Below are 14,250 nucleotides of genomic sequence, written 5' to 3'. Positions count from 1 at the left end.
AGCACGCTACTCGTTTCCGCGTCTCTCGTCAATATGTCTGCCAGCGAATCCGGCCAGGATCGAATTGATTCTCAAGAGCGCCGAAATCGCCTTGACAGGGGTTAGGGTGGTGGCTATACTTCCGAGGCTTCGCCACCGTGCGGTGTGCGGCTCAAGGGTGTTGCGTCGAGATGACGCAAGGCTCGGCGGCAGACCAGCGGGGTCGAAGCAGCACCTTGCCAACTGAGCCGTGATGCCAACGTGCGGGCGAGTGACTAATGTGGAGTGGGGTCTGTGTGCTGAAGTCAGGCACAGAATCACGAAGCAGGACACGAGTCACCGGGGCGCAGTGATGCGTGGCCGGGACGAGTCATGATGGAGAGTTTGATCCTGGCTCAGGATAAACGCTGGCGGCGTGCCTAATGCATGCAAGTCGAACGGGAGCGCCTTCGGGCGTCGACCGTGGCGGACGGGTGAGGAGCGCGTAGCTAACCTGCCCAGGTGTGGGGGATAGGCCTCGGAAACGGGGTGTAAGACCGCATACGCTCATCTCTGGGGACGGAGGTGAGGAAAGGCCCTTTCGGGGGTCGCGCCTGGAGGGGGCTGCGTCCGATTAGCTAGTTGGTGGGGTAATGGCTTACCAAGGCGGTGATCGGTCGCTGGTCTGAGAGGACGACCAGCCACACGGGGACTGAGACACGGCCCCGACTCCTACGGGAGGCAGCAGCAAGGAATTTTCCGCAATGGGCGAAAGCCTGACGGAGCAACGCCGCGTGCGGGAGGACGCCCTTCGGGGTGTAAACCGCTTTTCGGGGGGACGAAGGAAGTGACGGTACCCCCGGAAGAAGGCCCGGCTAACTACGTGCCAGCAGCCGCGGTAAGACGTAGGGGCCGAGCGTTGTCCGGAATTACTGGGCGTAAAGGGCGCGCAGGCGGCCGGTCGCATCGGCGGTGAAAGCCCCCCGCTCAACGGGGGAGGGTTCGTCGAGATGGACTGGCTGGAGGCAGGGAGAGGGCGGTGGAATTCCGGGTGTAGTGGTGAAATGCGTAGAGATCCGGAGGAACACCAGTGGCGAAGGCGGCCGCCTGGACCTGACCTGACGCTGAGGCGCGAAGGCGTGGGGAGCGAACGGGATTAGATACCCCGGTAGTCCACGCAGTAAACGATGGGCACTAGGTGTGGCGGGAGTTGACCCCTGCCGTGCCGGCGCTAACGCAGTAAGTGCCCCGCCTGGGGAGTACGGCCGCAAGGCTAAAACTCAAAGGAATTGACGGGGGCCCGCACAAGCAGCGGAGCGTGTGGTTTAATTCGACGCAACGCGCAACACCTTACCAGGGCTTGACGTCCACCGAATCCTCCTGAAAGGGAGGAGTGCCTTCGGGAGCGGTGAGACAGGTGCTGCATGGCTGTCGTCAGCTCGTGTCGTGAGATGTTGGGTTAAGTCCCGCAACGAGCGCAACCCTCGTCGCTAGTTACCATGGTGTGTCTAGCGAGACTGCCGGACCAAACCGGAGGAAGGTGGGGATGACGTCAAGTCAGCATGGCCCTTACGCCCTGGGCGACACACACGCTACAATGGCCGGGACAGTGGGCTGCCAAGCGGTAACGCGGAGCCAATCCCCCAAACCCGGTCTCAGTTCAGATTGAGGGCTGCAACTCGCCCTCATGAAGGCGGAGTTGCTAGTAACCGCGGATCAGCATTGCCGCGGTGAATATGTTCCCGGGCCTTGTACACACCGCCCGTCACGTCATGGAAGCCGGCAACACCTGAAGTCGGTGGGCCAACCGCAAGGAGGCAGCCGCCGAGGGTGGGGTTGGTGACTGGGACGAAGTCGTAACAAGGTAGCCGTAGCGGAAGCTGCGGCTGGATCACCTCCTTTCTAGGGAGCCGGATCCGGGTCTCGAGTCATCGAGGACGGATCCCTTCCAGGTCAACGGTCGCACCGCGAGTCACCCGCCGCCGTCATCCACCATCCCACGCCTGACGAGCCCCGGCACAAACCGGGGGGAGGGCCTGGGCGGATGGGGTCGGACGGGGAGGGGCGACCACACACTGACCGCAGACACTGAATCCGCTTTTCAAGTTTCTGGTTCGCACGGGGGCATCACGGCTCAGTTGGCACGGCGCCAGCGCGTGGCTTCAGCCGGAGCCACGGCCTGGGGGCGTTTAGCTCAGCTGGTTAGAGCACACCCCTGATAAGGGTGAGGCCCGTGGTTCGAGTCCACGAACGCCCACCGCTGTTCCCGGACAGGGAAGGCGGGCGGCGAGTGGAGTCGTCGAGACGGGGCTGTAGCTTAGTTGGGAGAGCGCCGCCTTTGCACGGCGGAGGTCCGGGGTTCGAATCCCCGCAGCTCCACCGGCACCTTACCAAGTGGAGGATGCGCGCGACGACAGCCAAGCCGGGCTGTCGATCGTGTGAGGACTGCTGGCAGGTGGCCGGCGTGGTCGACCGGGTGGCCGGGAGACGCGCGAGGCGCGTGCTGGTGGTGGAGAGAACGTGGGACGCGGGAGACGAAGAAGAACCGCGTCGAAGGCACACGGTGGATGCCTTGGCGCCTGCGGCCGATGAAGGACGTGGCCACGCGACGATACGCCTCGGGGAGCGGCGGGCACGCAATGATCCGAGGATGTCCGAATGGGGCAACCCGGCGGAGGTGGACCTCCGTCATCCCCGGCTGAACACATAGGCCGGGTGAAGGGCACCGGGGGAAGTGAAACATCTGAGTACCCCGAGGAAAAGAGAGTATTCCCGGAGTAGTGGCGAACGAAACGGGAGAAGCCGAAACCAGACGGCTGGCACAGCCTGCCGGCGATGGTCGTCTGGGGTTGGACGGGCCTGGAGCGGGGGCGGCAGCACCCGCACCGAGTTATCAATCCGCCGCTTACCCGAAGGCCACTGGAACGGGCCACCGAAGAGGGCGAGCGTCCCGTAGGGGAAAAGCGACGGACTCGGTCAGGAATCCGGGAGTACGGCGGGACACGTGATATCCCGCCGGAAGCAGGGGGGACCACCCTCCAAGGCTAAATACCGCAGGCGACCGATAGCGAACAGTACCGTGAGGGAATGGTGAAAAGCACCCCGGCGCGGGGAGTGAAATAGATCCTGAAACCGTGTGCCGACATACTGTCAGAGGCTGTTGCCCGGCCTACGGGACGGGCAGGCTGATGGCGTGCTTTTTGTAGAACGAACCGGCGAGTGACCGTCTGTGGCGCGGTTGAGGGAGTGATACCCGGCGCCAGAGGGAAACCGAGTCCGAACAGGGCGAGCGATAGCTTCGGCTATCACGTCGCGGGCGGTCGACCCGAAACCAGGTGATCTACCCATGGCCAGGGTGAAGCGCGTGTAAGAGCGCGTGGAGGCCCGCACCGACGTCTGTTGCAAAAGGCGCGGATGAGCTGTGGGTAGGGGTGAAATGCCAAGCGAACCTGGAGATAGCTGGTTCTCCCCGAAATGGCTTTAGGGCCAGCCTCGATGTCAGGCGACGCCGGAGGTAGAGCACTGGATGGGCGATGGGGCTTCCCGCTTACTGACCCCAACCAAACTCCGAATGCCGGCGCCGATCCATCGGGAGTGAGACGGCGGGAGCTAAGTTTCGTCGTCGAGAGGGAAACAGCCCGGACCGCCGGCTAAGGTCCCCAAGTCTGGCCTAAGTGGACAAGGCTGTCAGCGTGCACAGACAACCAGGAGGTTGGCTTAGAAGCAGCCACCCTTGAAAGAGTGCGTAATAGCTCACTGGTCGAGTGCGCTGGCGCCGACAATGTACCGGGGCTCAAGGCCAGCACCGAAGCCGCGGATAGGATGCAGCAATGCATCGTATGGTAGGGGAGCGTCGTCGTCAGCAGAGAAGGTCGAGCGGGAGCACGGCTGGAGCGGCGACGAGTGCGAATGCCGGTATGAGTAGCGCAAGGGCGGTGAGAATCCGCCCCACCGAATGCCCAAGGGTTCCGCAGCCATGCTGATCAGCTGCGGGTGAGTCGGGCCTAAGCCGAGGCCGCAAGGCGTAGGCGATGGACAACGGGTGAATATTCCCGTACCACAGATCCCCGTTACGAGCGATGGGGGGACGCAGGGCGGCAGGCCCAGCGGAGCAATCCGTCCAAGCCGGTAGGGAGCCGCGGGAGGCAAATCCCCCGCGACGATGACCGAGAGGCGATGGCGAGGTCGGGGGACACCCCGGCCAAGTGGGTTGGGCCTGAACTGCCAGGAAAAGCCTCTAGCCAGGTGATCTGTGCCCGTACCGCAAACCGACACAGGTGGGCAGGTCGAATAGACCAAGGTGGACGGGAGACCCCTCGTTAAGGAACTCGGCAAATTACCACCGTAACTTCGGGAGAAGGTGGGCCCCGGTACCGTGATGGTTCCTCGCGAACCGGAGCGGGAGGGGGTTGCAGTGAAGCGGCCCAGGCGACTGTTTACCAAAAACACAGGTCTCTGCGAACGGGAAACCGGACGTATAGGGGCTGATGCCTGCCCAGTGCCGGAAGGTTAAGGGGAGGGGTTCACGCTCTGAACCGAAGCCCCGGTAAACGGCGGCCGTAACTATAACGGTCCTAAGGTAGCGAAATTCCTTGTCGGGTAAGTTCCGACCCGCACGAAAGGCATAACGATCTGGGCGCTGTCTCAACGAGGGACCCGGTGAAATTGAACTGTCCGTGAAGATGCGGACAACCCGCGGCAGGACAAAAAGACCCCGTGGAGCTTTACTCCAGCTTGCCATCGGGCGTAGATCTGGCTTGTGTAGGATAGGTGGGAGCCAATGAACCCGGGACGCCAGTCCCGGGGGAGGCGGCGGTGAAATACCACTCTGGCCAGGTCGGCGCTCTCACCTGCGGCCGTTATCCGGCGCGGGGACAGTGGCTGGCGGGGAGTTTGACTGGGGCGGTCGCCTCCTAAACAGTAACGGAGGCGCCCAATGGTCCCCTCAGGCCGGATGGAAATCGGCCGGAGCGTGCACTGGCAGCAAGGGGGCTTGACTGCGAGGGTGACCACCCGAGCAGGGACGAAAGTCGGGCAGAGTGATCCCACGGTCCCGCGTGGAAGGGCCGTGGCGTAACGGATAAAAGCTACCCCGGGGATAACAGGCTGATGTTGCCCAAGAGTCCATATCGACGGCAGCGTTTGGCACCTCGATGTCGGCTCGTCTCATCCTGGGGCTGGAGGCGGTCCCAAGGGTTGGGCTGTTCGCCCATGAAAGAGGTACGCGAGCTGGGTTCAGAACGTCGTGAGACAGTTCGGTCTCTATCCGCCGTGGGCGCATAGAAGGTTGCGGGGGGCTGGCCCTAGTACGAGAGGACCGGGCTGGACAGACCGCTGGTGTGCCAGTTGTCGGACATCCGGCAGCGCTGGGTAGCTACGTCTGGCAGGGATAACCGCTGACAGCATCTAAGTGGGAAGCCCACCCCAAGATGAGCCTTCTCATCATTACAGAGTAAGACCCCCGGAAGACGACCGGGTTAAGAGGCGGCCGGTGGACAGCGGGTAACCGACTGGAGCCAAGCCGTCCTCATGGTCGAGGGCGGTTCTTCTTCCCCCTCCCACACACACACCCCACCCCACTCTCCACCACCACCACCGCCCACGCGCGTCTCCCGACCACCACGGCAAACCCACGCCATCTATACCACCACCAACTGACGAGCCGGGGGTGGGCGTGGCCCAGAGCGCCCGGGCCCCACCCCGTCCCATCCCGCACCGGGTCGTGCCCCCGGGCAGCGCCGGAGAGTACTGCGCGGGCAACTGCGTGGGAGGCGAGGCCGTCGCGCCCACCCCCGACTCGTCATCACCAACACCCACCCTCACACACACGCATCCACCACCACCACCGCGGGGTGGAGCAGCGGCAGCTCGTTGGGCTCATAACCCAAAGGTCGCAGGTTCGAATCCTGCCCCCGCTACTACCTACGCCTGACGCCCACTGGTAACAGACTCCCGGAGTCTCTAGCCAGTGGGCGTTTGCGTGCCCACGACATTCCCCTGGATTGCGCCATACTATCGATCGAGAGGGGAGCGAACGAATGACATTGACAGCCGACGACATCCTCCAGATCCACGCGCTGCTGGCCGACTACGGGCATATCGTCGACGATCACGACTGGGGCCGCGTCGACGAGGTATTCGCCGAAGACTTCATCTTCGATCGCAGCGCATACGGGATTCCCGACCTTCACGGAGCCGCGGACATCATCCGGACGTTCCTTGGTCGCAACATGTACGCTCACTTCACGGGCAACACGACACTCACAGAAGCCATCGACGGCGTCGTCAACGCCCATAGCAAGTTCATCGCGTTCCCGAACGAAGGCCCACCAATGACCGGAGACTATTACGATACGATCGTCCTGACGCAGGCTGGTTGGCGTCTGCAGCGTCGCCGGGCTGAGACACGTCAACGGAAATTCTTCGATTGATCGCGCCAACCAGAGAGCAGAAGGCTTGCCAACCATGCTTTAGTTCACCTATCATGCCGGCCCGAAGCACCAGTGCATCCTTCCCCGTCGATACTCGAGGCGACACTCGGCGTAACGAAAGGAATCGTCTGCCGCGATGAAGATCGTCGTCTGCGCGAAACACGTCCCCGACCCGAACATGCCGATGGAAGTGGACACCGGCACGAAGCGGCTGAAGCGCAATCCCGCCCAGTCAATCCTCGATCCGTCCGACGAATACGGAATCGAAATCGCTCTACAGCTCGTCGAAAAACAGGGCGGCGAGGTCGTCGTCCTGACGATGGGGCCGGCCGCCGCCGAAGACGCACTGCGCCGCGCAATGGCAATGGGCGCCGGGCGAGCAATCCATATCCAGGACAACGCGCTGGCCGGCTCCGACGCGCTCGGCACTGCCAGAACGCTCGCGGCTGCGATCCGCGCCGAATCCCCCGACCTGGTCGTCTGCGCCGTCGAGAGCACCGACGCCTACACTGGAATGGTTCCCGGGGCTCTCGCAGAGCTCCTGGACCTGCCACAGGTCACGTTCGCCCGCTCGCTATCTGCCGACAGCGGCAAGGTCACCGTCCAACGGGCAACCGAGACGGGCTATCAGACCGTCGAGGCACAACTGCCGGCGCTCGTCACCGTCACCGCGTCGGTTGCCGAGCCGCGCTACCCATCATTCAAGCTGATGATGCAAGCCAAGAAGAAGCCGGTGGACGCGAAGGACACAGCGGCGCTCGGAGTTGCCGCAGATTCCGTCGGCGAGACCGGAGCGAAGGAAGAAGTTCTGACGGTCGCGCTGATCCGCGAGGAGAAGCAGGGCGTCAAGATCACGGACGAGGGCGGCGATAGCGTCGAGCAGATCGTCGCCTACCTGAAGAAAATCCAGGTGGCGTAGATGACAGAAAAGCGAGTTTGGGTCTGGACTGAAGTCACCGATGGCGCAGTCCACAGACAATCTCTGGAGCTCCTCACTCCAGCACGCGCGCTCGGTACCGCCGAGGCGGTCGTGTTCGGCCCCGCTGGCAGCGATGCGCTAACAAGCATCGGCAACCACGGCGCGACAGTCATCCACCACGGCGACGACCCACGGTACGCCGAATACCTCGCAGAGCCACACGCCGCGACGCTGGCGGCGATGATCGCAAGCGACCCACCCGACCTGATTCTGTTCTCCAGCACGCCGTCGGCGCGGGATCTCGTCTCACGGCTGGCAGCGAGGCTGAACGTCGGCGTCATTGCGAATGCGACTGACGTGCGCTACGACGGTGACGACCTGCGGGTAACCGTTCCGTGGGGCGCCGAGACTACCGGCACAGTAACACTCCGCAATTCGCAGCCGCACCTCGTCCAGATTCGCCCCAAGGCGTTCGCCGCCGAGGAGGTTGGCGGACAGGCGGACGTGAGGCCGGTGGGCATCGCCATCGAAGAGCGAACGCTGCGGACGAAAGTCATCGAGACAGTCGTCGAGGCAAGTGAAGGCCCGAACCTCGAGGATGCGTCGATCATCGTCTCGGGCGGACGGGGACTTGGCCAGCCAGAAAATTACGCGTTGGTGGAAGACCTGGCAAAGACACTCGGCGGCGCGCCGGGCGCAACCCGCGCGATCGTGGACGCTGGATGGGTTCCATACTCGCACCAGGTCGGACAAACCGGGAAGACGGTCAAGCCTACGTTGTACGTCGCCTGTGGCATTTCTGGCGCGATCCAGCACATCGCCGGGATGAAGGGCAGCAAGTACATCATCGCGATCAACCGCGATCCGGACGCGCCGATCTTCGAGCTTGCCGACCTCGGCGTCGTCGGCGACGTCATGACGATCGTGCCGAAGCTGACCGAACAGCTCCGACGGGGATAGCGCGCCATGGCCGGCGTGGAGACGAGGGGTGAGCGATGTCCACGGTCGATGAACCGCAGTCGGCGCCGAAGCCGCGCGGTGATGCGCTCAGGGCGCTCCTCAACGAACACCTGCGGCTATTCTCGGCGGTGGCGTTTGCCTTCGGCGTCGCTGGGTTAATCATCTCTGAGCTTGGAGGGGTTCACCAGCTTCGCGTCTTTGCCGCGGGGCTGGTTGCGCTCGGTGGGATCGGCCTCGGCATCGACGCCGGTCTCGCCCCCCCACGAACTCTCCGAACTCCTGCCTGGCTTCGCAGCCGCCGCGCAGTAATCGGGATCATCTCGACTGTCCTGGCGATCGCGCCGGCCGTCGCGGCGCTTGTCGCGCTCCTGGCGGGGTTGGCCGGCAACGCGGGCAACGACCGCAGCGCGTTGCTACTGTTTCTTGGCGCGCTCATTGGCGCGCTCATGCTGGCGGCAACGTTGTTGACCGGAGGCATGACGATCGTGCGGATCAACCGCGCCGCAAACGACCAGCCGAACCCCGGTGACCCGGCCACGGTCGACCGGGAAGGAGCCGACGCGTGATCCCGACTCGCGAGATTCTCTGGAATATCGGCAGCATCTCCAGGATCATCCTGCTTGCATCGATGGTCCTGCCGTTCATATTCATCGCCTTCGGTCTGGCCCGGAGGGTGAGCGTCTGGCGACGGGGAAAGCCCGAGGATCGCTTCGGCCAGTGGGGCATCCGGTTGCGAGGCGCCCTGGTCAAGAGCATCTTCCACGGCCGGATTATCCGCCGGAACAAGCGCTATGCCGGGATCATGCACGCCTGCATCTTCGGGGGTTTCGTCATCCTCTTCATCGGCACGGTCATCGTTGCGATCGAGGATGACATCACTGTCCCGCTGTTCCACTGGTCCTTCTATCGAGGCAACTTCTATCTCGGCTACAAGCTGATGGTGAACATCGGCGGGGTTGCGCTGATCGTCGGGGTGCTGATGGCATTCCTGCGGCGATTCCGCATCCGGCCGAAGTACCAGGAGACGGCCGCAGACGACCTGATCCTGCTCACGATGCTCCTGGTCCTCAGCATCCAGGGGTTCATCCTCCAGGCGCTGCGCCTCGCCGTCACTCGCGACCCGTGGGCGGACTGGTCGTTTGTGTCTTATCCAATGTCAATCCCTCTCCAGGGGCTATCGGTCGACACGATCCGCCACCTGCACTGGATCAACTGGTGGGGGCACTTTGTCACGACCTACATCTTCCTCAGCTACCTGGCGTACTCGAAGATGGTTCACCTCTTCACCAGCCTGACGAATGTCTTCTTCCGCCGGCTACGGCCGATGGGCGAGCTCGCGTCGATCCCGGATCTCGAGGAGGCGGAATCATTTGGCATCGCCGCCCTCGCGGACTTCAACTGGGCCCAACTGATGAACGTGGACGCTTGTATGCACTGCGGGCGATGCCTGGAGTACTGTCCAACATTTAACACCGGCAAGCCGCTTCATCCTCGCGATCTCATTCTGCAGATCGCCGGGTATGCCGCCGATAGTGGCGACATCTTCTCCGGCGAAGTGGGCGAGGGCGAGAACCTCGCGCGCTATCGCTGGGGAGTCGGGCCTGAACGATCGCTGATCGGCGAAGTCGTCACCCCGGCCGAGCTGTGGGATTGCACGACCTGTGGCGCTTGCATGGAGCACTGCCCGGTTTACATCGAGCATGTGCCGATGATCGTCGGAATGCGCCGCAACCTGGTGCTTGAGCAGGGTGAGTTCCCCGACGAGCTCGTGTCGATGTTCAACAACCTCGAACGGCTCAATAGCCCGTACCAGTTTCCCCAGAACCAGCGAGCCGACTGGACACGCAAGGTCGGCGCGCCCGTGCCAGTCATGGCCGAGAAAGCGGCGGCCGGCGAGGATGTCGAGGTCCTGTTCTTCGTTGGCTGCCTCGGCTCGTTCGACTCGCGCAGCCAGCAGACGACAATCTCGCTGACACGCATCCTCCAGGAGGCCGGCATCAACTTCGCCATCCTCGGCAAGGAGGAGACCTGCAACGGAGACCCGGCCAAGCGAGTCGGCAACGAGTATCTGGCTCAGATGCTGGCGATGCAGACGGTCGAGACGCTGAACCAGTATTCGTTCAAGAAGATCGTCACCGCCTGCCCGCACTGCTTCAATGCGATCGCCAACGAATACCCGCAAATCGGTGGAAACTTCGAGGTTGTCCACCATTCCCAACTCATCAACCAGCTCATCGACGAAGGCCGGATCACGCTCGACCCGGACTCTGCAATCGCCCAGGGCAAGGTGACCTACCACGACCCCTGTTACATCGGTCGCTACAACGGCGTCTACGACGAGCCACGTGATGCGATCAGCGCGCTGCCGGGGATCGAGCTGATCGAGATGGGACGCAACCGCAACAAGTCGTTCTGCTGCGGTGGCGGGGGCGGGCGCATGTTCATGGAGGAGACGCGCGGCACGCGGATCAACCAGGCGCGCGTCACCGAAGCAATCGACACTGGCGCCGAGGTGCTCTGCGCCGCCTGCCCGTTCTGCATGACGATGTTCGAGGATGGGATCAAAGGGGTTGGCGCAGAGGAGACCTTCGCCGTCAAGGACCTCGCCGAGCTGGTCGCCGCGTCGATGCGGGTGGCACAGCCAGCAACCCCGCAGGATGACGCGCCCAGCGACGACGACTAGGCAGACCGGATGGCCGCCAAGGCCCGTCACCCGTGGCGGCGAACGGCAATGGTTATCGCTGCCGTCCGATCTGGCAGTTGCCCGAAAGACACAATCCTGCTAAGTTTGAGCTCGACACGCTCGGCTGGGATAACAAAGGGTTCGTACGTTCGCGATGATGCATTCTAATGTTCGCAAGACACAGACAACGTTCCGCTGGATAGTCATTGTTCTCGCGTGTGTACTTATTGCCAGTTTGACTCCAGCGTTTGCCTCTGCAAGCCAGGATTCTGCCGATAAAGTCTACTTTGACGAGACCGGTCAGGTTCTGAGCAACCCGTTCTACGATGCCTGGAAGGACCATGGCGGACTGCGAGAAGCAGGAGAGCCGGTCAGCCCGGCCATCCAGCGAAACAACGGCTGGACGCAATGGTTTACCTTCACCCGGATGGAGATCGCCAAGCCATCGCTCGACAACGCAGCGCCGGCCGATGCTGTCACCGCCCCTGTCGGATCGTCGGTCGCCGCTAGCCTCGGGCTATTGAAGCTGCACCCAGCCTTCCGGCCGATCAACCACACTGCCAGCGACACGACCCGCGTCTTTGACAACGGCCGCATGCTCGCCAACGCCTTCCTCCACGCCTGGGAGAAGGGGGACACCGGCGATCGTCTGGGCATACCGATCTCCGAAGAATTCTCGATCGGCGGCACGACGTATCAGTTCTTCGAGCGCGGCGCGCTTTCCTGGAACCCCAACTACGGCGTCTCGATGCTACCGCTTGGCATCTTCGATGCGGCGCTGAACTCCTCGCTGAAGCTCACCGGGGCCAAGCCCGATGGCGTGCCGACCTATGCGGAGACAACGAACAAGACGCCGGGCGGCGGGGGCGAGAAGTGGATCGACGTCAACCTGTCGAGCTACCTGCTGACGGCGTACGAGGGTCAGACCGTTGTGCTCCAGACCTACATCGTCGATGGCGCCGCAGAGTACCCGACGGCGACCGGCCAGTTCAGCATCTACTCAAAGCTCGATTCTCAGACGATGAGCGGCTACAACGTCGACGGTAGCAAGTACGAGACCGAGGACGTGCCGTACGTCATGTATTTCTACGCGGACTTCGCAATCCACGGCGCCTACTGGCGATCCTCGTTCGGCTATTCCGGTAGCCACGGCTGTGTGAATGCGCCGGTCAGCGACGCCGCATGGCTCTACTCGTGGGCGCCATACGGAACCCGTGTCATCGTCCACTACTGATCGATCGCGACCTTTCGCAACGAACGCCCGGCCTGGTGGCCGGGCGTTCGCTGTCTGTAGCTACAGATCCGCGAAGCTGACGAGCGATGTTCCGGCCGTAGCCCGCCGAACATCGCTTCGGCATAACAGCATCAGCTCGCCCTCGCGCTCCCGACGGAACGAGCTGTCGGCAAGATGCGCATCGTCGTAACCGGGGTGGCACATCAATTCTGTGTCGCCGTCGGGCAGCGATTCGAGGGCGATCAGCAGACGGTCGGCGGTCATGCTGCCGGGAGAGAAAAAGTCGCCCACGAAGTGATCGGTTGTCCGCACCCCGAGCTGGCGCAGGAACGCGCGGTGATCGGCATCAATCGCACGGAGCGGCAGGTCATTCTCCTGCGCGATCTGGGCAACGGCCTCGCGAACCTCTGGCCAGGAGTGGACATGCTGGTGACTATCGATATGGGTCGGATTGCGCCCAGTGAGCTTGCGGAAACGTTCCAGCTGGGCACGCGCCTCCCGGTCGATATCCTCGACCAGTAGCCGGCCCTGCAGCCGCGCCAGGTTTCGATCCAGCAGCTCATCGTCCCCGAGCAGCGAGGGGGCGTCGCTTGCCAGTGATTCCCCATAGCAGAAGCTGAGGTGCAGCCCGACGCCGAGCGCCGGCACGCTGACGGCGAGATCAGACGCGTCTCGACTCCACGGTAGGTTGACCATCAGCGTCGTGCTCGTCAGGATTCCGGCACGATGTGCCTCGACGATCCCGCGGCTCACACCGGGAGCCCGACCGAAGTCATCAGCGTTGACAATCAATCGTCGCATTCCCGACCTACCAGACATGGCCACGCGTGGCGACCGGCCAGACCACCTCAACACGTCCGTCGCGAACTCCGACAAGAACATCGTGCAGATTAATCGTTGTGCAGACATGGCTGGGGATCAGCTGGATCACGTCGCCAACAGCCAGATCATCCTCCAGCGCGACAGGTTCCACAACGAGCGAGCCGTGCTCATCGGAGCCACGCAGGTAGCGAACTCCCGGCCGGCCGATGACTTCGGCCGGGCCAGAATCGGCCGTGAGGGTCTTTTGCCCAGCGTCGCAGACGGCACGCTCGGGTGTCGGCCGGCTGATGATCGTCGAGCGGCAGAACAGCGCGTTCTCGAACGGCGTCCCGGCATTCCGATAGGCAACATCCATCAGCAGGAACGAGCCGGCCTGCAGTTCCGTCAGCAGCCCGCGTTGGGCGTCCATCGACGCAGTGCCAGTGCCACCGCCAGTCAGGACGGGGATCTCGTGGCCATGCTCCCGAAGCGTCTCAACAACATCGGCGAGAAGTGCCATCGCGGGGTCGTTGCGCTCGCGTCGAACTGCCTCTGGCTGAACCTGGGCGTGGCCGGCGTAGCCGTGCAATCCGACCAGCTCGACGCCATCCGTCGCGCGAATGAGATCGGCCAGCGCGAGTGCCGCCGTGCTATCCACAACACCGCTTCGTCCGGTGAGGACATCGATCTCAATCAGCAGCTTCACAACGACACGGCGGACCCGAGCGGCGCTAGCGATTTGATCGACTGCCCAGGCGTTGTCGACAACTGCCTTGAAGTCGGGCAGTCGGGCGGCGATAGCCACCAGCCGGTCGAACGCGCCGGGACCAGCAACCTCACTGGTGAGCAGTATGTCCCGAATGCCAGCGTCGGCCATCACCTCGACCTCGGACAGCTTCGCGCAGCAGATACCAACCGCGCCGGCGCCAATCATCAAGTGTGCTATGGCCGGCGACTTCGCCGTCTTCAGATGCGGACGCAGGCGCATCGACGACCCATTGAGCGCCTCCATCATCCGAGCCAGATTACGCTCCATGGCATCGAGCTCGATCGTAAGAACAGGCGTTTCCAGCTCTTCGACCGGCATCCCGGGACGGATCGCCCGCATCGCAGCCATTCGTTGCTCCAATTCTCTGACCACACATCTCACCCGGGCGCATGCTACCAGACGGAGACCAGCCGGACGCCTGCTGCCGTCGGAGGGCATGACTCGTGGTTGCCGGTTAGCGGTGACTGGAGTGGCTGTTCGCCGGGCATGCGCCAA

8 protein-coding genes, 3 tRNA genes and 2 rRNA genes are annotated in these 14,250 nt (G+C 63.2%); 11 read left to right on the top strand and 2 right to left on the bottom strand.

What is annotated here, in order from left to right; all coding sequences use genetic code 11:
• The first annotated feature begins 351 nt into the window (after positions 1-351).
• The 11 genes from V9F06_14750 (at position 352) to V9F06_14700 (ending at position 12,185) form a co-directional block, all read left to right on the top strand.
• A 16S ribosomal RNA gene (locus V9F06_14750) occupies positions 352-1,860 on the top strand.
• A gap of 281 nt (positions 1,861-2,141) precedes the next feature.
• Positions 2,142-2,215: transfer RNA gene (locus V9F06_14745), tRNA-Ile, on the top strand.
• Between the two features lie 49 nt (positions 2,216-2,264).
• Positions 2,265-2,337, top strand: a tRNA-Ala gene (locus V9F06_14740).
• Between the two features lie 161 nt (positions 2,338-2,498).
• Positions 2,499-5,508: ribosomal RNA gene (locus V9F06_14735) — 23S ribosomal RNA — on the top strand.
• The 16S and 23S rRNA genes sit together here with 3 tRNA genes alongside, the layout of an rRNA operon.
• A 296-nt stretch (positions 5,509-5,804) precedes the next feature.
• Positions 5,805-5,876, top strand: a tRNA-Met gene (locus V9F06_14730).
• 120 nt (positions 5,877-5,996) lie between these two features.
• Entirely contained in the window at positions 5,997-6,389 is a 393-nt protein-coding gene (locus V9F06_14725) for a nuclear transport factor 2 family protein (protein MEI2618866.1), read from the top strand.
• Positions 6,390-6,525: 136 nt separating this feature from the next.
• The gene (locus V9F06_14720; GenBank protein MEI2618865.1) at positions 6,526-7,308 is read left to right on the top strand and encodes an electron transfer flavoprotein subunit beta/FixA family protein; all 783 of its coding nucleotides are present in this window, start codon (positions 6,526-6,528) and stop codon (positions 7,306-7,308) included.
• Complete coding sequence (locus V9F06_14715; GenBank protein ID MEI2618864.1) at positions 7,309-8,268, top strand: electron transfer flavoprotein subunit alpha/FixB family protein; 960 nt, start codon at positions 7,309-7,311, stop codon at positions 8,266-8,268.
• A 35-nt stretch (positions 8,269-8,303) separates the two neighbouring features.
• On the top strand, positions 8,304-8,834 hold the full coding sequence (locus V9F06_14710; protein MEI2618863.1) for a hypothetical protein: 531 nt from the start codon (positions 8,304-8,306) through the stop codon (positions 8,832-8,834).
• Positions 8,831-10,951 (top strand): (Fe-S)-binding protein, encoded by a 2,121-nt coding sequence (locus V9F06_14705; protein MEI2618862.1) that lies wholly within the window; start codon positions 8,831-8,833, stop codon positions 10,949-10,951. Before V9F06_14710 ends, V9F06_14705 begins: the two co-directional genes overlap by 4 nt.
• A gap of 154 nt (positions 10,952-11,105) precedes the next feature.
• Complete coding sequence (locus V9F06_14700; GenBank protein MEI2618861.1) at positions 11,106-12,185, top strand: L,D-transpeptidase; 1,080 nt, start codon at positions 11,106-11,108, stop codon at positions 12,183-12,185.
• Positions 12,186-12,245: 60 nt separating this feature from the next.
• Here the strand turns inward: V9F06_14700 and V9F06_14695 are convergent, their stop codons facing one another.
• Together V9F06_14695 and V9F06_14690 are read right to left on the bottom strand one after the other, a co-directional pair.
• Positions 12,246-12,986, bottom strand: coding sequence for a ChbG/HpnK family deacetylase (locus V9F06_14695; GenBank protein MEI2618860.1), 741 nt, complete (start codon positions 12,984-12,986; stop codon positions 12,246-12,248).
• Positions 12,987-12,993: 7 nt separating this feature from the next.
• Positions 12,994-14,103 (bottom strand): DSD1 family PLP-dependent enzyme, encoded by a 1,110-nt coding sequence (locus V9F06_14690; protein ID MEI2618859.1) that lies wholly within the window; start codon positions 14,101-14,103, stop codon positions 12,994-12,996.
• Between the last annotated feature and the right edge of the window lie 147 nt (positions 14,104-14,250).

The sequence above is a fragment of the Thermomicrobiales bacterium genome (genome assembly GCA_037045155.1).
Lineage (GTDB): Bacteria > Chloroflexota > Chloroflexia > Thermomicrobiales > CFX8 > JAMLIA01.
Note: the sequence above shows the minus strand (reverse complement) of the source record. Positions and strands in the feature narration are given on the sequence as shown.